This window comes from Acidobacteriota bacterium (assembly GCA_028874215.1).
Lineage (GTDB): Bacteria > Acidobacteriota > UBA6911 > RPQK01 > JAJDTT01 > JAJDTT01.
Map to the genome: position 1 here is coordinate 85,121 of JAPPLF010000041.1, position 22,881 is coordinate 108,001.

A 22,881-nucleotide genomic window follows, 5' to 3' on the forward strand; every position below is an offset into this window, starting at 1 on the left:
AGTTCCAGGCTCCCAACCCCCGGTGCTGTCAAACACGCGAGCGATCTGATCGGTCGCCTATGGGTTCGCGATGGACAGGGCCGCTGCCATGGAGACGCCGTCCGGCAAAGCTGCGGCGGATGAGAACTTCCCCGTCGGCTCCTGGTTGTTGCCGGCGCACCTGAGACCTCATATTGCAACCTTCTATGCCTATGCCCGGGCGATCGACGATATTGCCGACAACCCCGACCTGGATCCGGGAGACAAGATCGAGCGACTGGACGGCTTCGCCCGAGCGGTGAGGGGCGCCGAAACAGGTGATCCGGCTTTTGGCAAAGCTCACGCCGTCCGCCGCAGTCTGGAGATCACGCGGGTCACCCATCGGCATTGTGTCGATCTGACGCGCGCCTTCATACAGGACGCGACCAAACTGCGGTATGCCGAGTGGAATGATCTCATCGGCTACTGTGATCTTTCGGCAGCGCCCGTGGGGCGCTACCTGGTCGACCTTCATGGCGAATCGAAGGCCGCGTATCCCGCCTGCGACGCCCTTTGCAACGCGCTCCAGGTGCTCAACCACCTGCAGGACTGCGGACCTGACTACCGTTCGTTGAACCGGGTCTATCTTCCTCAGAACTGGATGGCGGCGGCCGGGGCCGGTGTCGAGGCGCTGGGACGCAGGCGTTCGACTCCGGCGCTCAGGCGAGTATTGAATCGGTGCCTCGATGCAACCGAGAAGTTGTTGGAGTCGGCGGATCGCCTGCCGGACCAGTTTCACAACCTTCGTTTCGCCATGGAAACGGCCGTGATCGTAGCCATCGCCCGGAAGCTCAGCAAGGAGTTGCGCCGGCGGGACCCCTTGGCCGAACGGGTCGTGCTGACCAAGTTTCAGTACGCGGCCTGCTTTTGGCGGGGAATCGGCCGGACCTTGCTCGTGAGGGTCCGGCGCCGGCGCACCGAAGCCGGACAAGTACCATGATCGTCGTGTTTCCGATGAAGAAACGCGGGCTGGAGGGCCGATGTCGCAGTGGTTGTGCGACATGAAGGTTTCCGCCGCGGGAAGGCTGACAACGTGAGGACGGTTTCTCGATCCCAAGCCGGACCGGGCAGCCGGCCAGGCGATCGGATCAATCCCGCGGATCACGTGAATCGTGTCGTAGCGCGTTCGGGCACTTCGTTCCTGTGGGGCATGAGAGCGCTTTCGGCGGAGCGGCGCCGTGCCATCTACGCCATTTACGCGTTCTGCCGGGAAGTCGACGACATTGCCGACGAACCGGGCGAAGACGCCGACAAGAGGCGAGCGCTGGCGGCATGGAGGCAGGAAATCGACCGGCTCTATGCGGGGGAGCCGAATTGGCCGACCACGAGGGCTCTGTTGAAACCGGTGCGCCGTTACGACTTGCCGCAAGAGGAATTCCTGGCGGTGATCGAGGGTATGGAAATCGATGCCGGGCCCACCGTGCGGATGCAGAACCTGGATGATTTGTTGCACTATTGCCGCAAGGTCGCGGGAGCTGTCGGCAGGCTGTCCATCCATGCTTTCGGCGTGCCGCGTCACCCCGGATTTCAAATCGCCGAGACGCTGGGGAACGCTCTGCAACTGACGAATATCCTTCGTGACCTGAAGGCGGATGCGGCGCTTCATCGTCTCTACGTGCCACAGGAGTTGCTGAGCAAGCACGGCGTCGCCGCCACGTCGTTGAACGCAACCCTGAGTCATCCAGGCTTCAGCGCAGCCTGCGCCGAACTGGCCGGTTTCGCTCGAGGTTACTACGCCGAAACCGAAAGACTGATCGCCGAATTCGGATGGCGGAGGATTCGCCCTGCCGTTCTCATGATGGCGGTGTACCGGGAATTGCTCGATCGCCTGGAAGAGCGGGGATGGACGCGGCTCGACGTCGGCATCCGGCTGACGCGGTTCCGGAAGCTGCTGCTCGCTCTGCGTTACGGTCTGTGCTGACGGAGTTTCACCGTGCCCCGAACCCACGTCATCGGCGCCGGTTTGGCGGGTCTCGCCACCGCGGTGTCGCTGGTGCGGCGAGGCCGGGACGTGACGCTCTACGAAGCGGGCGGCCATGCGGGAGGCCGCTGCCGCTCCTACGCCGATGCCAAGCTTGATCGCACGATAGACAACGGCAACCATCTGCTGCTGAGCGGCAACCGCGCCGCGATGCGCTACCTGGCTGACATCGAGGCCGCCGACTCCCTGATCGGGCCGGCTTCCGCCTGCTTTCCGTTCCTGGATTTGCGCACGGGTCAAAGGTGGCTGCTGCGGCCGAATGCCGGACGACTCCCGTGGTGGATCCTGCATTCCGGGCGGCGGGTGCCGGACACACGGGTCTGGAATTACCTTTCGGCGCTGCGGTTCGTCACGGCGGGTGCCGATGCGACCGTGACCGACTGCGTCGGAGAAACCGGCGCTCTCTTCGAGAGATTCTGGAAACCGCTGGCGGTCGGTGCATTGAATACGCCGGCTCGATCCGGTGCGGCGAGGCTCTTGTGGTCCGTTTTGCGTGAGACATTCGCCCGAGGAGAGGCGGCCTGCCGGCCGCGGATCGCCAAGACCGGACTCTCCGCCGCCTTCGTGGATCCGGCGCTGAAGTTCCTTCACCAAAGGGGCGCGACGGTTCGGTTCGGCCGCCGATTACGCAGGATCAGCTACCGGGGCCGCCGCGCGAACGGTCTGGACTTCGGCTCCGAAAGAATACGATTGCGAGAAGGCGGGTCCGTGGTACTGGCTGTTCCTCCTCTGGCTGCGGCGGAGCTGGTGCCGGGGTTGTCCGTCCCCGGCGAAACCCACGCCATCGTCAACGCTCATTTCCGGTTGTCCAAACCGGCCGGAATGCCGCCGAAGCTTCCTCTCCTCGGACTGATCGGGGGAACCGCGCAGTGGCTCTTCATTCGCGGCGACGTGGCTTCCGTCACCGTCAGCGCAGCGGACGCATTGGCAGGCGAGCCGGCAGAAGTCATTGCCCGCAGGAGTTGGAACGACGTTGCGGCGGCGTTGGGCCAGGAGCGCGAAAGGATACCCCGCTGCCGCATCGTCAAGGAAAAGCGCGCCACGTTCGCGCAGACACCCGGCCAGGTGAAGCGCCGTCCCCCGACCGGAAGCGAGTTCGCCAACCTGTTTCTGGCCGGGGATTGGATCGACACGGGTCTGCCCGCAACCATCGAGAGCGCTGTTCGGTCCGGTCAGATGGCGGCTCGCGTCATAGCGGAATCCGGGACGCCTGGTGCGGCGCGCCCGTAGCCGATTGACGGGTTCCGCCAGATTCCCGGCCCGTGGATCAATGACCGGAATGCGACAACGTGCATGGGGCCGGAAACCGCCGGTCGAGCAATCCTGCGGCCGGCAAATTTGATCCGGCAGCGGCCTTCCTGAAGATGGGGGGGCGTACCTGTGTGCTATGATTTGTTGCTGACTGGGACCGGCGAATTGGATCGAGCATAAAACCCTTTACGGCGGGCACTTTCGGCGCAGCCGCAAGTGATCGGCCGGCCCACGTGGCGCATTGATCGGGCCTGGAGATTCACCGTCGATTCTGGAATGGCCTTCGACCGGGACAGTTCTCCGGACGGAGCGTCCTGAAGATCCGCTGCTGTCCATCAGTCAGGCAGACTGTCAGGAGATCGACGAATGCTGCAATCCCCCTCGGCGTATGTCGAGGGCTACCGGGAGGCCCGGCGCTACAACCAGACGCTTGCCGACAGCTATATCCGGCACACGACCGTCGGCGACCCCGCGCTCGATCCGGTGATGGACGAGGTTTCCTCGTTGCCGCCCCACGTGTTGCATCGATTTATCCGAGCCGGGATCGACCAGGACGAAGAGGGTCTTCGCGCCGCGCCGCAGTCACTGCGCGGTTTTTTCGAGAATCTGGAAGATCCCCCCTGGTTCGACTACGAAGCTTTTCGTCCCGGCGTCCGGGCTTTTCACCTGAACACGACGAAAATCCTCGTCGCCTTTGTCACGGGCGTCCTGATCGAGGGATTTGCGACGCTGATCGCCAAGTCTTTCGCCACGACGGGACGCGTCTTGAGCCCCTTGACCGCGAGAAGGCGCCTGATGCAGAACAACCGCCATCTGCTGGAGGTGTTCTTCCCCGGAGGTCTGCGGAGGGATGGAGACGGTTGGAAGCTCTCCATGCGCCTTCGCTTCGTTCACGCCCGAGTGAGGCACCTGTTGGCGAATTCCGACGCTTGGGATGCCGATGCGTGGGGTACGCCGATCAGCGCGGCGCACCTGGGTTTCGCCACCACCGTCTTTTCCATGCGCCTGCTCCAGCATTCGATTTCCGTGGGGGCCAAGTATTCCGAGGAGGAGCGAGAGAGTGTGCTTCAAGTCTGGCGATACGCCGGGTACGTCATGGGGGTGCCCGAGTCCATCCTCTTTTCCAGTGAAAGCCACGCGCGCGAAATATTCGATGTAGCCCACATGTGCGAGCCGACCCCGGACAGTGATTCGGCCACCATGGCCAACGCGCTGGTAGAGGCGATTCCCCTGACGGCGGGAATCGAGGATCCCAAGGAACAGGTCGCCGTGAAGGAACTGGCCTACCGGCTGTCGCGCTCCCTGATCGGAAACAGGCTTGCCGACCAGTTGCAGTTTCCAAAGACGAATACCGTGGGCGTGCTGTTCGCGTACCGGTTGAAACAACGTTTTCAGCATCTGCTCAAGAGCCAGCAGTTGATCAGGTCGGAGAATTTTTGCCAGATGCTCGAAATCTCGGTCTACGACGAGGCCGTGTTGGGCGCGATGAGCTACCGGATGCCCGACCACGTTCGGGCATCGAAATCGAGTCCCTGGTGAACCAGGATATGACGTCGCCCATCTTGGACCGCTACATCGCTGTCGTCCTGAACCACCGCTGGAAGGTGTCCGTGGTTGCGACAGTGGTCATGCTGGTCATGACGGCAGGTGCCCGGTACATCACCACCTCGAACGACTACCGAATTCTGTTCGACGAAGACAATCCCCAACTCGCCGCATTCGATGCCTTGGAGAACACGTATGCCGCATCCAACAGGGCATTGATCGCCATTGCGCCCGGGTCGGGTTCCGTATTCACGCCCGAGGCGCTTGGGGCGATCGAGGAACTGACCGAAGCCGCCTGGGGCGCCCCCTATTCCACACGGGTCGATTCCCTCACCAACTATTCCCATAGCGAAGCGGTCGAAGACGATCTGGTGGTCGAGCCGCTGGTCGATGACGCACAATCTCTGAGCGATGCCGACCTGGCTCGAATCCGGACGATTGCGCTGACTGCTTCCGAGATCGCCGGTCGCCTGGTCTCCACCGACGGCCGCGTCGGCGGCTTGACCATCAATTTCGTCCTGCCCGAAGATCCGGACGCCGCGGTGGCGGAGATCACCGACTATCTCAACGCCGCACTGGAAAAGGCTCGCGGACGCCATCCCGAAATCGCCTATTTCCTGACCGGCGATGTCGTTATGCACCGCGCCTTCGCCGAAGCCACGCAGGACGATCTTCAGATTCTGGTGCCCATCGTGTTTCTGGTGATCGCGGCTTCCGCCGCGATTCTTCTGCGCTCGTTTCTGGCCACCCTGTCCATCTCGATCCTGCTCGTGTTCATCGTCAACACGACAATGGGGTTGGCGGGTTGGCTCGGAACCGTGATGAGTCCGACCAATGCCGGCGTACCCATTATCGTGATGGCGGTCGCCGTCGCGGATTCAATTCACATCGTCACCAGCACCTTGCTGGGCATGAGCCGCGGTCTGAGCAGGAACGCCGCGATCGCGGCATCCGTGCGGACCAATGCTTATCCCGTATTTCTGACGACTCTCACAACGGTGATCGGCTTTCTCAGCCTGAACGCTTCGGACTCGCCTCCGTTTCGCGTCCTGGGCAATCTGGTGGCGTTCGGTGTTTCCTGTGCTTTCGTTTATTCCATGTTGCTTCTGCCGGCGGTGCTTTCGATCCTGCCGCTGCGCGCGCGTCCGCTGCGTCCCGAAAAGACTCTTTTCTTCGAACGCTTCGGCGCTTTTGTCGTGGCCAAGCGCAAGTTCCTGCTTTGGTTCGTTCCCCTGCTCGCCATCGGCCTCATCATGGGCATCCCCCGCAACCAGTTGAGCGACAATTGGCCCAAATATTTCGACGAGCGCTACCAGTTCCGGCGCGATACGGATTTCGTCATCGAAAACCTGACCGGCGTGGATACTTTGGAGTATTCGCTGAAAGCGGGACGGGAAGGCGGCATCACCGATCCCGAATATCTGGATGCCGTCGAGAAATTCGCCGAATGGTACCGCACGCAACCCGAAGTGACCCATGTCCAGGCGTTCCCGGACATCATGAAACGCCTGAACAAGAACATGCACGGCGACGACCCCGGTTACGATCGGTTGCCGGACGACCCCGAACTCGCGGCCCAATACCTGTTGGTCTACGAGATGTCGCTTCCCTTCGGCAATGACCTGAACAACCGGATCGACATCGCCAAGTCCGAGACCCGCATGACGGTGACGGTCCGTGACTCTTCGTCGCGGGGTCTGCGCGAGTTGGACGCTCGCGCTCAAGATTGGCTCCGCGCCAACATGCCCCATCGAGTCGTCCCGGCCACGGGCCTCAGTGTGGTCTTTGCCCACCTTTCTCTTCGAAACATCGAGAGCATGCTGCGGGGGACGATCATTGCCATGGCCATCGTCTCGTTCATCCTGGTCCTGATATTCCGGAGCGTGCGTCACGGACTCATCAGTCTGATTCCCAACTTCGTTCCGGCGGCAATGAGCTTCGGATTGTGGGGCTATCTGGTGGGCAATCTGGGTCTGGCCGGTTCCGTGATGACCGCGATTGCGTTCGGTATCGTCGTAGACGACACGATTCATTTCCTGACCAAGTATCTGAAGGGGCGCCGCCAGGGCCTGGATGCGGCCGCGGCTGTACGTTCCACGTTCAACACTGTTGGAAAGGCTCTGTGGACCACGACTGCGGTCTTGTCGGCCAGCTTCCTGGTGTTCGCTTCATCGGGATTCGAGGTCAGCCGGTCGCTCGGACTCATGGTCACGATCACCATAGTGTTCGCGCTTCTCGCCGATTTCTTTCTGCTGCCGCCCCTGTTGATGGCCCTCGATCGGAGAAAATCATGATTCACTCTTGTTCCGCCCGGTTTCCCCTCGCGCATGTGGTTCCTGCCGTCGTCGTCATGGCCTGTCTGGGTTCGCCGGCGTTCGCCCGTTCCGACGATGCTTCCCCCGAAGAAATCGGCCTCAAGATCGCGCTCGAAGCCCGGGAACACGGAGACGGATTCGGCAATTTTACGGCTCGGCAGACCATGGTGTTGCGGAACAGGCAGGGGAGGGAGAGTCGGCGCCAACTCCGGGTCAGGGTGCTCGAAGTGCCCGGAGACGGAGACAAGAGCATGTTCGTCTTCGATGAGCCGCGCGACGTCAAGGGAACGGCTTTCCTGATCCACGCCCATCGCGACAAGGCGGACGACCAGTGGCTCTATCTCCCGGCGCTGAAGCGGGTCAAGCGGATCAGTTCGTCGAACCGTTCCGGCTCCTTCATGGGCAGCGAGTTCGCCTATGAGGACATGAGCGCGCAGGAAGTGGAGAGATTCAGCTACCGGTACCTGCGGGACGAGCCTTGCGGCGAGTCGACATGCACCGTCTCCGAGCGCGTCCCTGTGGACAAGAAATCGGGTTACCGCAGGCAGTTGGTCTGGCAGGACAAAGACGCGTTTCGCGTTTGGAAGGTGGAATACTACGATCGCAAGGATTCGCACCTGAAGACCCTCACCCTGAGGAACTACCGGCAGTACCTGGATCGCTACTGGCAGGCTGGCGAGATGACAATGGTGAATCATCTCACCGGGAAAAGCACCGTTCTGACATGGACGGAATATGAATTCCGGACCAAAATCAACGAACGCGACTTCACCCGCACCGGTCTGCAACGGATTCGTTAATGCCCCGCCGTCTCGTCATTCGGTGCGCGCGGTTCTGCACTGCGGGGCTTCTCATCTCACTCAGTATTGGCGGACTGCGGGCCGAGATCGTCAGGCACGAGACTTCGGGGCGCGTGAGCCTTGAAAGCCGGTGGCATCCCCAAAGTGCGGCGTACCCCGGCCAGCGTTCACATGCAAGCGGTCTGGTCGTCGAGCCCGAATTCTATCTCGAAGACCATGGAGGCCGAAGCTTCAATCTGGCGCCGTTTTTTCGTTACGACGCCGGGGATCCGAGCCGAACCCACGTCGATCTGCGTGAAGCCTATCTTCTGCTGTTCGGCGGCGTCGCAAATAGCGAGTGGGAACTCCGTCTAGGGGTGGACCGGGTGTTCTGGGGAGTCACCGAATCCCGCCACCTGGTCAACATCGTCAACCAGATCGACCAGGTGGAACATCCCTACAAGGAACCGAAGCTGGGCCAACCCATGGCCCACCTTACTTTTTCCGGCGATTGGGGAACGGCCGAAGTCTTCGGCCTGACGTATCATCGTGCCCGCACCTTTCCGGGCCGCTTCGGGCGTCTGCGTTTCCCGTTCGTTGTGGACAACGACATGGTCTCCTATGAGAGCGACGCCAAGCAGTGGCATCTGGATGTCGCCGGCCGCTACAGTCGCAGTTTCGGGCCTCTCGACCTGGGCATGAGCGTTTTCGACGGCACCAGTCGAGACCCCTTTCTGATTCTGGATCCGGACCGCTCCGGAGAACCGGCCTTTGTTCCAATCTACGAGCAGATCCGGCAGTTTGGGCTGGACGCCCAGGTGACGGCCGGGTCCTGGCTGTTCAAGCTCGAGGCGATTCGGCGAACCGGCGCCCGAAACCGCGTCGGCGTGGAAGAAGACTACTCGGCTTCCACGTTTGGCGGCGAGTACACGTTCTATTCCGTATCGGGCTCGGCGGTGGATCTTACGCTGCTCAGCGAGTGGAACTACGACGGCCGGCGCCAATATGCCACCAACATCTTCCAGAATGATTTTTTCCTGGCCGCGAGGATAGCTTTCAACGACGTTCAGAGCACCGAAATTCTCACCAGCATTCTGCGAGACGCCGACAGTACAGGCCGGGTGCTGACTCTGGAATTGAACCGGCGCATCTCGGATCAGTGGTCTCTGCGTCTGGAGGCGATCACATTTCAGGGTATCCAGGAAGTGGATCTCACGTATTTGACTCGGCGCGACAGCTTCGTCGAGTTGAATTTGATTTACAATTTTTGAGGGTCGCCGGGTTCCATCGGCATCAGGCAGCCGCGCCGCTCAAATCGCCGACTCGGGCGTCCTCAAGCGGGAAAAGGAGTCGGCCTCATCAGTGCCATTCAGCCTTCCGTACCATTTCCCGGCAACGAAAACCATCTGCCGACCGTGGCGTGGTGGTTTCGCTTGAAGGCCCACCGGTGGTAGTATCGCGGCAAATTGTCGGAAGGATTAGGTCACAATATACGGGAGTCAGAGCAATGGAGGTTCACGCCGAGCGGGAAGGAGGGATCTTGATCACCCGAGCGGAGGGCCGTGTCGACGGCACCAATGCCCGCGAATTCGAGGAGGCGCTCCACGCAGTAATCGGGGAGGACGATCGTCTCCTGATCATGGACTTACAAGATCTTTCCTACATCAGCAGTGCCGGCCTTCGAGCTTTTCTGATGATTGCAAAGAAGCTGCAGAGTCGAGGTGGAAAGCTCGTTGTGTGCTCGCTCACCGATACCATCAACGAGGTGTTTGAGATCAGTGGTTTCAGCAGGATCATCCCCACTCACGCCTCCCGGTCCGAAGCCGTCGCCAAACATGGCGGATAGGATCTAATCGTGGAGACCGGAGTGGATGCCGGTCGAGTCTGCTGCGTCGCACTGTCGGGGCGCGCCCGATGACCGGCCGTATTCGCAAGCGGACGGGAATTGCGCCGGTGACAAGGCGCAGTCGCCCGTCGTCTCCTTTATGAGGTTCAGTCTGAGCGAGAGGCGTCGTTGAGCCGAAAGCTGTCCCTGGAAATCGACCCCAGAGTTGAGGAGCTGAGTGTGATTACGGCCGCTGTGGAGCAGTTCGGCGACGCGGAACGATGGCCGTCCGACATGATCTTTCAAATCAACCTGGTGATCGAAGAGCTGGGACTCAACATCATGACCCACGGGAAGACCGAGGAACTCGAGAAGATCGAGATCACGCTGACCGCGGAAGGTGAGTCCCTCACCGTCGAAATCGTGGACAACGGCCATCCGTTCGATCCGACCAGCGAGGCTCCCGAGCCCGATCTGGATGTGGAATTAGGGGAACGCACCATCGGCGGCCTCGGGATCCATATCGTACGCAGCCTGGTGGACAACTTGCGCTATCGGCGTCAAGGGGGGAGAAACCACGTGACTCTGGTCAAGGAGCGGGTCCGGTGAAGCGATGGGCCGGCCGGCCGGCCGGCATCCTCATTTGGGTAGCCGCTTGGTTGCTGACAGCATTGCCGGTTCCGGCGCAGGAACCCGGCGTTTCCGACGACCGCATTCTCTTCGGACAGTCCGCCGCTTTCAGCGGTCCTGCCCAGGAGCTGGGTATCAGCATGCGTCTCGGCATCCAGGCCGCCTTCCACGAGGTCAACCGGGCGGGCGGCATCGATGGCCGGCGGCTGGAGTTGACGTCGCTGGACGACGCCTACGAACCGGAGGCCGCCGTCGCCAATACCCTCGCTCTGATCAGGGAACAGGAGGTCTTCGCTCTCATCGGCGCCGTCGGCACACCCACCTCACGCGCGGCCGTACCGGTTGCCGCGGATGCCAACGTGCCATACATTGCCCCGTTTACGGGCGCCGAGTTCCTGCGCGACGCCGAGTGGAGCAACGTCATCAACCTTCGGGCCTCCTACAACCAGGAGACCGAAGAAATGGTAGCCAGGTTGACCGAGGACATGGGAATCAAGCGGATCGCCGTATTGTTCCAGGACGATTCCTTCGGCCGGGCCGGATACCGTGGGGTTCGGGCCGCGCTCGATCGACGGAATATGACGCCGGTGGCCATCGGCCTTTACCCTCGCAATACCCTGGCGGTAAAGATGGCTCTCCTGGACATCAACGACGGGGACCCCAAAGCCGTGATTCTCATCGGCGCGTACAAACCTCTCGCCACATTCATTTCCTGGGCCCGGTTTTCGGGCCTCCAAGCCGTATTCATGAACATCTCCTTCGTCGGCAGCAACGCGTTGGCGAAGGAGCTCGGCTCCGCCGGCGCCGGTGTTTACGTCACTCAGGTCGTGCCCTTCCCCACCGACAAATCGCGTCCCATCGTCCGCGACTACCATCGCGCCCTTTCCGCCTACGCATCCGGCGTGGTTCCCGGGTTCATCTCCTTCGAGGGCTATCTGGCCGGGCGCCTGGCTATTGCCGGCCTGAAGCATTCAGGCCGTGAGATTAGTCGAGCCGGTTTTCTGGACGGTTTTCGCCAAGCCGGGATGATGGACCTCGGCGGGTTCCGGCTTCGTTTCGGCGACCAGGACAACCAGGGATCGGATGCCGTTTATCTGACCGTAATCGGTCGTGACGGTCAATATCGTCCCATCAGCTCAATGCTGGAAGCGGCGCCGTGATCGAACGACTGAACCGTTTGCTCGGTAGTCTGCTGCAGAGTCGCTTTCGGATCTCGACGCAGCTCTACGCCACCATCGGAGGCGCCGTCGCCCTGACGATCGCCGCGAGTCTCGTGGGCTGGTTCTCCTTCGACCGCGTGGGCGATCTCCAGCGGCGGGTCAATGAACTTCGGTTCCCGGAATTGGAGGCCGCGTTCGGTGTGGCGCAGTACAGCGCCGCCTTGGTCGCGGCTGCGCCTCGGCTGACCACCGCCGAAACGACCGACGACTTCGCCCAGGTTGCGGCAAGCATCGACGAGGCGAAAACGGCGCTCGAGGCGCAGTTGGCCGTTTTGGAGCGCCAGGATTCGGCCGACGAACGTTTCCGGCGCATTCGCGGTCACGCCGATACCTTGAGATCCAACATCGAGGCCATCGAAACCGACATGTCGGCGATTTACGAATTGGCCGAGCGGAGTTCGGCTCTGCGCACCGAACTCGGGAATCTGCAAGGACGCCTGCAGCGGGTCATTTTTCCGACCGTGGATGACCAATTCTTCTACACCATCACGGGACACCGAAACTTGGGGGAGCCTCCGGCTCCTAAATGGCAACATTTTTCGGAAGATCAGTTCGATCGCTTTCGTCACTTGACCGATCTGCTGGCGGACGCCAATACCGCCACCCAACTTCTGGACAGTGCTTTCACGGTTTCGGACGCCTTCCTGATCGAGCCTTTGCGAGACAAGTTCGAGGCGTCTCGCAATCGCATCGAAAGGAGCCTGTCGGCGCTGGGAGAGTCCGAATTGGTTGGGCAGATCTCCGCCGACTTCCAACTTCTGTTCGAGTTGGGCGCCGGAGAGGAGGGCTGCCTCAATCTGCTGGTCCGCCAATTGAGACTGACCGCTCGGCAGAGAGACCTCTTGGCGGAGAACCGCGGAATCGCCATTGACCTGGTGGCGGCGGTCGACGAGTTGGTGAAAGCGTCTCAGGCGAGAGCGGCGGCCGACACTCAAGAATCCACACAGGCCATTCTGGCGGGCCGAATCCTCCTCGTCGCCATCAACGGACTCAGCATCGTCGGCGCCGTGCTCATCGCCTGGCTGATCGTGGGACGGATACTGCTGCGCCGCCTGGCGCTGTTGTCGCAGCGCATGCGGCGAATGGCCGGGGGAGAACTGGAGGGCAAGGTCGAGATCGAAGGAAGGGACGAGGTGGCCGACATGGCCGCGGCCCTCGAAGTGTTTCGGCGCCACGCGCTGGAGGTCCAGCGTCTGAACCTGGTGGAGAAGCTGGCGGAGGAATTGCGGGGTAAGAACGAACAGTTGGAGAGCGTCCTCGCCGACCTGCGGAAAGCTCAGGATCAGATCGTGATGCGTGAAAAGCTGGCGGCGCTCGGTGAGCTCACCGCGGGCGTCGCCCATGAGATCAAGAATCCTTTGAACTTCGTCAAGAACTTCGCGGAGGCGTCGCAGGAACTCATGGAGGAACTCCAGGAAGTCCTGGAAGAAGAAGGCGAGAAACTGAGTAAGGACGACCGTGAGCTGGTCGAGGAGCTGATTCAGGACCTCACCGACAATCTACGCCGCATCCACCAGCACGGCGAGCGGGCCAACCGGATCGTTCACGACATGCTCATGATGGGCCGTGGCTCGGGCGAATGGCAGGTGACGGACGTCAACAACCTGCTCGACGAGCACACCCGTCTTGCCTACCACAGCGCGAGGGCGACCGATCCGGATTTCCAGCTCCACATGGAGATGAGCCTGGACCCGGAGGCGGGTCAGTTCGAAGTCGTTCCGCAGGACATGGGCCGGGTTTTTCTGAACATGGTGGGCAACGCCTGCTACGCCACCGATCAGAAACGGCGCGCGGCGGTCGAGGCGGGGAAAGGCTTTTTCGACTACATGCCGACTCTGTGGGTCGCCACCCGGCGTCACGAAGACCGGATCGAGGTCCGAATCAAGGACAATGGGAACGGAATTCCGCCTGAGATCGTGGACAAGATCTTCAATCCGTTCTTTACCACGAAACCCACCGACCAGGGAACGGGCCTGGGCCTTGCTCTCTCCAACGACATCGTGCGGGAGCATGGAGGATCCATTCGAGTGGAAACCGAACCCGGCGAGTTCACCGAAATGATTATCGAAGTCCCCGTGATGCGCCCCGTTGCCATGGAAGGGGCTTCCGGGTAGCAACTGTAGGATCCCGTCCCGAATTCTCACCGGCCGGTTCCCCGAGCGAGTGTGGTTTCGAGGAACGAGATGTTCTAATATCGGGCGGAATTCCGCACTGCGAGTCAACGTATGGATTTTCGCTCCTACGATCTCGATGCCCGGTACTACGACGAGATGTTCCAGGGGGACGGCACTCCTCGCGAACATTTCCAGTCGCTGCATGAAACCCTGAGCCGTCTGTCGGTCGAGGACGTCGGCAGCATTCAGGAACGGGTCACGCGTTCGTTCTCCAACGAAGGGATCACCTTTACCGTCTACGGCGACGAGGAAGCCGAGGAGCGCATCATTCCCATCGACTGCGTTCCCCGAATCCTGTCCGCCGAGGAATGGCGCTGGCTCGTCACCGGCCTGAAGCAGCGCCTCCGGGCGCTGAACCTGTTTCTGGGCGACATCTACAACCAGGCAAGCATCATCGCGGATGGCGTGATCCCGGTGGACGTGGTGAAGGGCTGTCCCCAGTACCGCAATGAAATGCGGGGAGTTTCGGTGCCCCATGGCGTCTGGGTGGGCGTTTGCGGCACCGATCTGGTGCGTACCAACGACGGTTTCTACGTGTTGGAGGACAACCTGAGGGTCCCCTCGGGAGTTTCCTACATGATCGCCAACCGAAAGGCGGTGAAAGCCAATTTCCGCCTCCTTTATCGAAACTCCCGGGTCAGGGAAGTCGAGCACTATGGAAGGGTCCTGCTCCAGACCCTGCGGGAGCTGGCGCCCAGGGACCGGTCCGGACCCTGCATCGTGTTGCTGACACCCGGTGTCTACAATTCCGCCTTCTACGAGCACATTTTTCTGGCCAACGAGATCGGCGCGGAGCTGGTGGAAGGCCGGGACCTGTTGGTCAATGACGGTTTCGTCTACATGCGCACGACGGTGGGCCTGAAGCGCGTCGACGTGATCTACCGGCGCGTGGACGACGATTTTCTCGATCCCCTGGTCTTTCGTCCCGACTCGCTGCTCGGCGTCCCCGGATTGATTCATGCCTTCAAGCAGGGCAACGTGGCCCTGGTGAACGCTCCCGGCACCGGCGTCGCCGATGACAAGAGCGTCTACGCATTCGTCCCGGATATGATCCGGTACTACTTGGGAGAAGAGCCGCTGCTGAAGAACGTGAAGACTTGGCTATGCCGTCGGCCCGAGGAGCTGGAATATACCCTCGACAACCTGGAGGACCTCGTCGTGAAGCGGGTGGGAGAGTCCGGAGGATACGGCATGCTGGTGGGACCGCACTCGACTGCGGAAGAACGCGATGCCTACGCCAAGCAGGTGCGAGCCAACCCGGCCGATTTCATATCTCAGCCTGTCCTTTCACTCTCGCGTGCGCCTTGTGTGATCGACGGACGGACAGAGCCGCGCCACGTCGATCTTCGCCCGTTTGTTCTCAATGGCCGCCGGATCCGCATCGTCCCCGGAGCGTTCTGCCGCGTGGCGTTGCGCCGGGGCAGCCTGGTGGTGAACTCGAGTCAGGGTGGAGGCGGCAAGGACCTGTGGGTTTTGGAAGATTGAGTTGATGGGGGCGCGAGTTCCACGCGGCGCCCGGCGACGGATCCTGGCGGAATGACTCGACTGCATTTGGGGAGGGAGCAATGAAAGAGGGAACGAAGATGCCGTTGCACAAGCGGCTGGTGCGGGGAGCGGTGGGGAAATTGCTGTTGGTGGCGATCTGCCTGCTGTGCGGGACGACGGCGGCGCAGGCGGCGGTGGACGACGAGGTGCTGTACGTGTTCAACACCTTCTCGTTCATGATCTGGGGCGCCATGGTGATGTGGATGTGCGCCGGGTTCACAATGCTGGAGTCCGGATCGGTGCGGACCAAGAACGCCTCCATGATCTGCATGAAGAACATCGGTCTGTACTCGATCGCGGGGTTGGCCTACTACGTGATCGGCTACAACCTGATGTACGCGGACGTGGGGAGCGTGATCGGGTCGTTCAAGCTGCTGTACGGTCCGTCGGCGCAGGATCTGGCGCTGGTGGCGGGCGAGGACGGAGCGGCGGCGGCGGTGACGGGCGCCGACAGCAAGTACTCGACCATGTCGGACTGGTTTTTCCAGATGGTGTTCGTGGCGACGGCGGCGTCGATCGTCTCGGGAGCGCTGGCCGAGCGGGTGAAGATGTGGTCGTTTTTCGTGTTCGTGGCGGTGCTGACGGCGGTGATCTACCCGGTGGTGGGCGCCTGGACGTGGGGCGGCGGCTGGCTGGGGGAGATGGGCTTCCAGGACTTCGCGGGATCGACGATCGTGCACGGCACGGGGGGCTGGGCGGCCTTGGCGGGGATCCTGATCGTGGGGCCGCGTCTGGGCAAGTTCCGCAAGGACGGGACGGCGAAGCCGACGCCGCCGTCGAACGTGATCGTGGTGACGCTGGGGGTGTTCATTCTGTGGTTCGGGTGGTTCGGATTCAACGGCGGGTCGCAGTTGGCGCTGGGGAGCGCGGCGGACGCGCTGGCCATGAGCCACGTGTTGGTGAACACGAACCTGGCGGCGGCGGCCGGGGTGGTGACGGCGCTGATCGTGTCGCGGCCGATCCTGGGGCGCAACGACCTGTTCGCGACGTTGAACGGGGCGATCGCGGGACTGGTGGCGATCACGGCGGGACCGGACATCGTCTCGCACCACTGGTCGATCGTCATCGGGGCGATCGGGGCGATCCTGTGCACGGCGGGGATCAAGTTCCTGGAGCGGGCGAAGATCGACGACGTGGTGGGGGCGGTGCCGGCGCACCTGTTTGCGGGGATCTGGGGCACGATCGCGGTCTGTATCGCGGCGGGCGGCAACCTCGGGGTGCAGTTGTTGGGCATCCTGGCGGTGGGAGCGTTCGTGTTCACGACGTCCCTGATTCTGTGGAAGGTGCTGGCGATGACGATGAGCGTGCGGGTGTCGGAGCAAGTGGAACGGCTGGGACAGGACGTGGGCGAGTTGGGCATGGAAGCCTATCCCGAGTTCGTGCTCATGCCGGAAGAACTGGACGAGGAATAACGGCCGGTTCTCATCGACTGGGGGTCCAAGTTGCTTTCACGTAGCGCCCAAGGCCTGTACTGGATGGGCCGGTATCTCGAGAGGGCGGAGCATCTCTGCCGCCTGATGCGTTTGCAGGTCGAGGCGTTGGTGGATCGCCCGACTCGGGAAATCCACTTTGGCTGGAGCCGCATTTACATCAGTCTGAACCGGAATCCGCCCGGGGGCAGCCTGGAGCTTCTTTGGGGCGACGAAGAAGACCCGCTGGTCGACTCGTTTACGCTGGCAGATTCCTACACCTTGGCCGACGATCTCACCTTTGAGAGGTCGAATTCCGATTCGATATACAGCTGCTTCTCCATGGGCCGCGAGAACGCCCGCCAGATGCGCAACCGGATCAGCGGCGAAATGTGGAGTTGCCTGAACCTGTCCTATTTGAGGCTCCAGGAGATGACCATCGAGAAGATCTGGGAGGTCTCGCCGGAGGATTTCTACGTCGCCACGGCGCATGACATCGACACCTTCACCGGTGTCGCCGAAGTGACCATGTATCGGGACGAAGGCTGGCGTTTCTGGCGGTTGGGGCGAGCCATCGAGCGGGTCCAATCCTCGGCCTCGTTGTTTCTGGCTCAAATTGAAGCCGGACGGCGGATCGACCCCTCCTTGGGCGAGGACTGGACCAGCCTCCTGCGTTTCTGCCAGGCGTTCGATGCCTACAACCGAAAACACAGCGTCGACGTCAAACCGGATCAGGTCCTGGACTTGCTCGTGACCGATCCGCAACTGCCCGGCTCCCTCTTTCGGTCCCTCGATGCGGCGGTCGCGGAGCTGGACGCCATCGGCCCCGGCCCCAGCGCTCACTCGGGGGCGCCGGCCCGGCGTCTGGCCGGGCGCTTGCGAGCTCTGATCCACTACGCCTGGCCGGACCGGGAGGACCACGAGAGTCTCCTCCAGTGGATCGGGGAGCACTGCCGGGAACTCCATGGTTTTGTCATGTCCGCCTATGTCGACTACCCCATCGAGGACTCTCCTCTTCGCTGATCCCATGACCGGGACGGTCCGATATGAGATCGAGCACGTTTCCCGGTACCGGTACGCATTCCCGGCCCGGGAGTGCGTCATGTTGCTCTGTCTGAAACCGCGTAGCGACGGCGGCCAGCGACTCCGGGATTTCAGGATCGAAACCAGTCCACCGGCTTCCCTGACCAGTGAAACGGACTGCTTCGGAAACGTCCGTCACGTTCTCTATCTGCACCGCGAGCACGATGGCCTGGAAATTTCCGCACGGTCGACGGTCGAACCGGCGGTTCCGGATCCTCTTCCCGGGAGTCTCGGCACCCAGGCCTGGCGGGAGATCCTCTCCTGGGGCAAATCTGCGGACTATTGGGACTTCACTCGCCCCAGCGCTCTGGCGCGCCCGTCAGCGCTGCTGGACGAGTTTGTGTCCAGGACCGGTATCGAGCGCGCGGACGATCCTCTCGAGGGGCTGCTTCGCCTCTCCCGCCAGCTTCACCGCAGCTTCAGCTACGTTCCGGGCAGTACGTCGGCGGCATCTCCCATCGACGACATCCTTCAATCGGGCCGCGGGGTCTGTCAGGACTACGCCCACGTCATGATCACCGTCGCCCGGTCCTGGGGCATTCCCTCGCGGTACGTCTCCGGGTACCTGAGCGAAACCGGCCAGCCCGGCGAGCAGGCTGTCGGAAATGCCACCCATGCCTGGGTTGAATGCCGGCTGCCGGAACTGGGTTGGATCGGCTTCGACCCCACCAACGTGAGTCTGGTCGACCAACGGCACGTGCGAATCGCCGTGGGCCGCGACTATAAGGACGTCTCGCCGACCCAAGGTGTCCGCCAGGGAGGCGGAGAGACCAATCTCGAGGTGGATGTACAGGTCATCCAGAAAGATGCGTTCTAAGGTCGACCCCATCACTCGTGAAATCGTTCAGAATGCGCTCTCCTCGGGTGCGGACGAGATGGCGCTGGCCCTCTACCGCACCGCGTACTCCACCATCGTAAGGGACTGCCTGGATTACTCCACCTCCCTGTGCAACGCGCGCGGGGAGATGATCGCCCAGGGCGTCACCATACCGCTGCACCTGGGTTCGGTGCCGCACGCCATGGAGACCCTGCTGGAGAAGTACGGCCGGAAGATGGAGCCGGGGGATGTTTTCATCATGAACGATCCCTTCGGCGGGGGAATGCACATTCCCGACATCTACGTGGTGAAACCGGTTTTCTGGGAAGGTGAAATCGTCAGTTTCGCCGTGACGACGGCCCACCATCTGGACCTGGGGGGGAGACTGCCGGGGAGCTCGGCCTGCGACAACACGGAGATATTCCAGGAGGGGCTGCGCATCCCATGGCTCAAGCTCCATCACCGGGGGGATCCGGACGAAGCGATCTTCGCCCTGCTGCGCACCAACGTCCGGGTGCCTGAGAAAACCGTGGGGGACATCCGGGCACAGGTCGCCGCCTGCAATATCGGGGAGCAGGCGGTGGAGCGACTCATCGCTCGCTATGGAGCCGAGACTCTTTCGGCCTGTGGCGACGATCTCATCGACTACACGGAAGAACTCATGCGCGCCGAGATCGCGTCGTGGCCCGACGGAACCAGCACCTTCGTGGACTACATGGACAGCGACGGTGTCGGCGGGCCCCGGGTTCGTTTCCAGGTCACCGCCACCATAGAGGACGACACCTTCACCGCTGATTTCAGAGGGACCGATCCTCAGGTCCGGGGAGCGCTCAATTCGACTCGCTCCTTCACCTGCGGGGCAGTGGCCGTGTGCGTGCGCTGCGCCATGAGCGGGGATGTGCCCAACACGGCGGGGATGTTCCGTCCTCTGAATGTCATCACCGAACCTGGAACCGTTGCGGACGTCGTGATGCCGGGAGCCTCCTCAATGCGGGGCGTCACCGGATTTCGCATGGTCGACACCATCTTCGGAGCCATGGCCGGTCTGCTTCCCGATCGCATCCCGGCCGCCGGAGAGGGTGGAAACACCCTGGTCGTTTTCGGTGGCCGGCACCAGGACCGGTCTGCCTATATCTACTACGAGTCGCTCACCGGCACCTGGGGAGGCCGGCCGGGGATGGATGGCAACGATGGTCTCTGCAATCCCATCGTCGTGGCCAGCAACATCCCGGTGGAGCAGGCGGAAGCCGAATACCCGGTGCGGATTCGGCGGTATGGCCTGGTGGGCGATACCGGAGGACCGGGAAAATACAGGGGAGGGTTGGCCGTGGAACGGGAATGGGAACTGCTGGAGGGCGAAACCCATCTCGCCATACGCTCCGACCGCCGCGATCATTTGCCCTACGGCTTGGTTTCCGGGAAACCGGGAAAAGGCTCGATAAACGTCCTGCACAGAAAGGACGGCAGCCGAGAGGTGCTGCCCGTCATGATCTCGACGACGATGAGAGCGGGTGAAGTTCTTTATCATCGGCAACCTGGGGGCGGCGGGTGGGGAGACCCGTTGGAGCGGTCTCCCGAGTCCGTAAGGCGGGACGTGAAGAACCAGAAGGTTTCGCTCCGGTCGGCCCGGGAAGACTACGCCGTCAGCTTGGATTCGGAGGATTGCCGGATCGGCGAGAGGGCTCCGGGTCGAAAACCGCAGCGCCGAATGGAGTGAAACAGGAGAAGTCGATCCGGTGGGTGGAGGGACTTGTCCAACCGGGTGTATGTCGCTGAAGGGGGAGGAATAGAAGGACCGGTTCCGGTATTGTTACACGGCGGTCCTAAACCGGGCGCAGGTCCGGTGGTTTTTCACTGCGCGGGTGCCAAATGCTGAAGGGCGCACGAGTACGCATGAAGATTCGCGATGATGGAATTCTCCGACTTTCTGGTGCGCTGACGGAAACACCGCGGTCGCAGCGTGGCGTACCCCCGGGCGCATGCCGATCCGGCTCGCAGTCGTGTCGCGGAGATGACACAGACGGAGACACGGCTGTCCCCGGTCTGCGGAACACTTCCAATTCTTCCTTTTTCCTCAATCGGATCGTGTTGGCCGGCGTCCTCTGGACGCTGTCGTTGACGGCTGCTCCCGCTAGCGGCGACGACCAGGAAAAAGATGAGAAGAGGGCTCCGGCCGCGACTGAACGCAGCGTGGGGAACGAGCTTCCCAGTTGGGTTTCTCTCTCCGGCGAGTTCCGCGGCCGCTTCGAAGGTCGCCGTAGCCTGGGTTACCGGAAGGGGAACGACGACGGATACGGTCTGATCCGGACCCGTCTGGACCTGGGGCTCACACCGGCCTCCTGGCTGAAGTTCGGGTTTCAGGGACAGGACGCCAGTGCACCGGGCATCCGTGAAGGGTTGCCGAACATCGGAGTCTTCCGCGACGGGTTCGACTTGCGGCAGGCATACGCCCAGGTCGGGAGCGAGAACTCACCGGTCACGTTGACTGTGGGCCGCCAGGTCCTGGCCTATGGAGATCAGCGCCTCGTCGGCGCGTTGAACTGGACCAACACCTCCCGGGCCTTTGACGCCGTGAAGCTCCAATTCCGCGGAGACGGGGCCCGGGTCGACGTCTTCTCAGCGCAAGTGGTGCAGAACGACCCTGCGGTTCGAATCAACCGCTCCATGGAAGGGAACAACCTGCATGGCGTGTACGGCGCCATCGAAAACGTGATCCCCGGCTCCACCCTGGAGCCCTACCTCCTGTTGCGGTCGGCTGCTTCCGTCGTCGACGAGTTGAACCAGAGAGGCAAGCTCAACCGCTACACCATGGGCTTGAGAGCTTGGGCGAAGGGGCTGGGGCCCTGGGACTACAACCTGGCTATGGTCCGGCAGTGGGGCGACATGGCTGGCGCGGTGATCGACGCCTGGGGCTATTACGTGGAGTTGGGCTATTCCATCGCCGCCGAATCGAGCCCCAGGCTCTATGTTCACTACAACTTCGGCTCGGGTGACGAGGACGCCAGCGACGGCCGGGCGGGCGCCTTTGACAACCTGTATCCCACCGCCCACTTCCACTATGGCTACAACGACCTGGTGGGCTGGCGCAATCTGAAGGACATCCGGCTCGGAGCCGAGTTCAAGCCCCATCCGAAGTTTGGACTGACTGTCGACTTCCATTCCTTCTGGCTGGCCACGGGCAATGACGCCCTCTACAACGTTTCGGGGGGATTGTCCGTTGCGCCGCCGGCCGGCGGGGCCACCGACCTGAAGGTCGGAAACGAGCTGGACGCCATGTTCACGATGCCGGTGTCCAAGGCCGTGAACCTGGGCGGCGGCATCGGCTACCTGTTCCCCGGTCCCTTTCTCAAGGCCAATACGCCAGGGGACGGGAACACCTTCACCTACCTGGTCGCGTCGTACAGGTTCTGACGGCGGAATGGACCGGCGGCCCTGGTCTTCGCCGGGACACCCGTCCGGACATGAAGCTCCGGACCGGGCGGCCTCCGGCTCCTATACCTGAGCCCTCTCCAGAAGGACGGTGACCCCCATGTCCAGGTATTTCTGGCGGGTTTCGGGCGTGTAGTTGCGGAAGAGGACCTTGGTGCCGGTTCCGCGAAGCTGCTCGCAGGTGTGCCGGACACAGTCGTCGACGCTCTTGAACGGGTGGTGGGGGTGGCTCTCCAGGCTGAAGGTCAGGTCCATGGGCCCGAAGGAGAGGCAATCCACGCCCGGTTGAGCCAATTGCCGGGAGGCAGTCACGGCCGCCACCGACTCGAGCTGCATCCAGAGGACACCGGTCTCTCCCCACCAGCGCCGGTACTCCCGGTGATCGTCCTCGGGATTGAAGTTCAGCCGGTGAACGCCGCCCCAACTGCGGACACCGTCCGGGGCGTAATAGAAGTTGTCCACGGCTTCGCGAACAGTCTCCACGGTCTCGACCTGCGGCACCTCGATGCCGGCCGGACCCAGGTCCAGGACGTTACCGATCAGGTAGGTATGCCGTGTGTGCTTGATTCGGAACTGCACCGGCATGTCCAGTTCGGCCGCGACGGCGCAAACCCGGATCAGATTCGACTCGTTGTAGGCGTCATGCTGGCTGTCGACCCACAGGAAATCGTAGGAGCCGGTCTCGGCGATGGGACGGAGCATCTCGTCCCCGGCCGTGGGTGGAGCGTACGCGCCGATAATGATTTCGCCTGCGTGGATGCGTTTTTTCAGAGCTGCCGCGCGGGCGCTGATGGAGGTCATGGTCATTCTCCTGTCGGGATGGTTGGTGAATCAGAGGGCAGATTATACACCGCGTCGAA

Annotated in this window: 18 protein-coding genes; 17 read left to right on the plus strand and 1 reads right to left on the minus strand. The window is 62.2% G+C overall.

The annotated features are described in order from the left end of the window. Positions 1 to 88: 88 nt before the first annotated feature. From hpnC to OXT71_07765, 17 genes are all read left to right on the plus strand, one after another. Positions 89 to 958 carry a squalene synthase HpnC gene (hpnC, locus tag OXT71_07685; protein MDE2926261.1) on the plus strand — a complete coding sequence of 290 codons (870 nt, stop codon included), beginning with the start codon at positions 89 to 91 and terminating at the stop codon, positions 956 to 958. Positions 959 to 1,051: 93 nt separating this feature from the next. Then, on the plus strand, positions 1,052 to 1,939 hold the full coding sequence (gene hpnD / locus OXT71_07690) for a presqualene diphosphate synthase HpnD (protein MDE2926262.1): 888 nt from the start codon (positions 1,052 to 1,054) through the stop codon (positions 1,937 to 1,939). 12 nt (positions 1,940 to 1,951) lie between these two features. Next, the gene (hpnE, locus tag OXT71_07695; GenBank protein MDE2926263.1) at positions 1,952 to 3,229 is read left to right on the plus strand and encodes a hydroxysqualene dehydroxylase HpnE; all 1,278 of its coding nucleotides are present in this window, start codon (positions 1,952 to 1,954) and stop codon (positions 3,227 to 3,229) included. Between the two features lie 387 nt (positions 3,230 to 3,616). Continuing rightward, positions 3,617 to 4,789 carry an oxygenase MpaB family protein gene (locus tag OXT71_07700; GenBank protein ID MDE2926264.1) on the plus strand — a complete coding sequence of 391 codons (1,173 nt, stop codon included), beginning with the start codon at positions 3,617 to 3,619 and terminating at the stop codon, positions 4,787 to 4,789. A gap of 8 nt (positions 4,790 to 4,797) precedes the next feature. After that, entirely contained in the window at positions 4,798 to 7,089 is a 2,292-nt protein-coding gene (locus OXT71_07705; protein ID MDE2926265.1) for an MMPL family transporter, read from the plus strand. After that, positions 7,086 to 7,910, plus strand: a complete 825-nt coding sequence (locus OXT71_07710) for an outer membrane lipoprotein-sorting protein (protein ID MDE2926266.1) — start codon at positions 7,086 to 7,088, stop codon at positions 7,908 to 7,910. Before OXT71_07705 ends, OXT71_07710 begins: the two co-directional genes overlap by 4 nt. A gap of 113 nt (positions 7,911 to 8,023) precedes the next feature. Further along, positions 8,024 to 9,160, plus strand: a complete 1,137-nt coding sequence (locus OXT71_07715) for a hypothetical protein (protein MDE2926267.1) — start codon at positions 8,024 to 8,026, stop codon at positions 9,158 to 9,160. Positions 9,161 to 9,396: 236 nt separating this feature from the next. Beyond that, the gene (locus OXT71_07720; protein MDE2926268.1) at positions 9,397 to 9,735 is read left to right on the plus strand and encodes an STAS domain-containing protein; all 339 of its coding nucleotides are present in this window, start codon (positions 9,397 to 9,399) and stop codon (positions 9,733 to 9,735) included. Between the two features lie 168 nt (positions 9,736 to 9,903). Beyond that, complete coding sequence (locus OXT71_07725; protein ID MDE2926269.1) at positions 9,904 to 10,323, plus strand: ATP-binding protein; 420 nt, start codon at positions 9,904 to 9,906, stop codon at positions 10,321 to 10,323. Then, positions 10,320 to 11,504, plus strand: coding sequence for an ABC transporter substrate-binding protein (locus OXT71_07730; protein MDE2926270.1), 1,185 nt, complete (start codon positions 10,320 to 10,322; stop codon positions 11,502 to 11,504). The genes OXT71_07725 and OXT71_07730 overlap by 4 nt, the downstream gene beginning before the upstream one ends. After that, a complete protein-coding gene (locus OXT71_07735) occupies positions 11,501 to 13,678 on the plus strand; it encodes an ATP-binding protein (protein ID MDE2926271.1) in 2,178 nt (725 codons plus the stop codon). The genes OXT71_07730 and OXT71_07735 overlap by 4 nt, the downstream gene beginning before the upstream one ends. A gap of 111 nt (positions 13,679 to 13,789) precedes the next feature. Beyond that, positions 13,790 to 15,223, plus strand: coding sequence for a circularly permuted type 2 ATP-grasp protein (locus tag OXT71_07740; GenBank protein MDE2926272.1), 1,434 nt, complete (start codon positions 13,790 to 13,792; stop codon positions 15,221 to 15,223). Between the two features lie 80 nt (positions 15,224 to 15,303). Then, positions 15,304 to 16,695: an ammonium transporter gene (locus OXT71_07745; GenBank protein ID MDE2926273.1), complete on the plus strand. Its 1,392-nt coding sequence runs from the start codon at positions 15,304 to 15,306 to the stop codon at positions 16,693 to 16,695. 30 nt (positions 16,696 to 16,725) lie between these two features. Continuing rightward, positions 16,726 to 17,715 (plus strand): alpha-E domain-containing protein, encoded by a 990-nt coding sequence (locus OXT71_07750; protein ID MDE2926274.1) that lies wholly within the window; start codon positions 16,726 to 16,728, stop codon positions 17,713 to 17,715. 4 nt (positions 17,716 to 17,719) lie between these two features. Next, complete coding sequence (locus OXT71_07755) at positions 17,720 to 18,592, plus strand: transglutaminase family protein (protein MDE2926275.1); 873 nt, start codon at positions 17,720 to 17,722, stop codon at positions 18,590 to 18,592. Beyond that, positions 18,582 to 20,309, plus strand: a complete 1,728-nt coding sequence (locus OXT71_07760) for a hydantoinase B/oxoprolinase family protein (GenBank protein ID MDE2926276.1) — start codon at positions 18,582 to 18,584, stop codon at positions 20,307 to 20,309. Before OXT71_07755 ends, OXT71_07760 begins: the two co-directional genes overlap by 11 nt. A 368-nt stretch (positions 20,310 to 20,677) precedes the next feature. Continuing rightward, on the plus strand, positions 20,678 to 22,003 hold the full coding sequence (locus OXT71_07765; GenBank protein ID MDE2926277.1) for an alginate export family protein: 1,326 nt from the start codon (positions 20,678 to 20,680) through the stop codon (positions 22,001 to 22,003). An 81-nt stretch (positions 22,004 to 22,084) separates the two neighbouring features. Here the strand turns inward: OXT71_07765 and OXT71_07770 are convergent, their stop codons facing one another. Beyond that, positions 22,085 to 22,822: an aldolase/citrate lyase family protein gene (locus OXT71_07770; protein ID MDE2926278.1), complete on the minus strand. Its 738-nt coding sequence runs from the start codon at positions 22,820 to 22,822 to the stop codon at positions 22,085 to 22,087. Positions 22,823 to 22,881 lie beyond the last annotated feature (59 nt).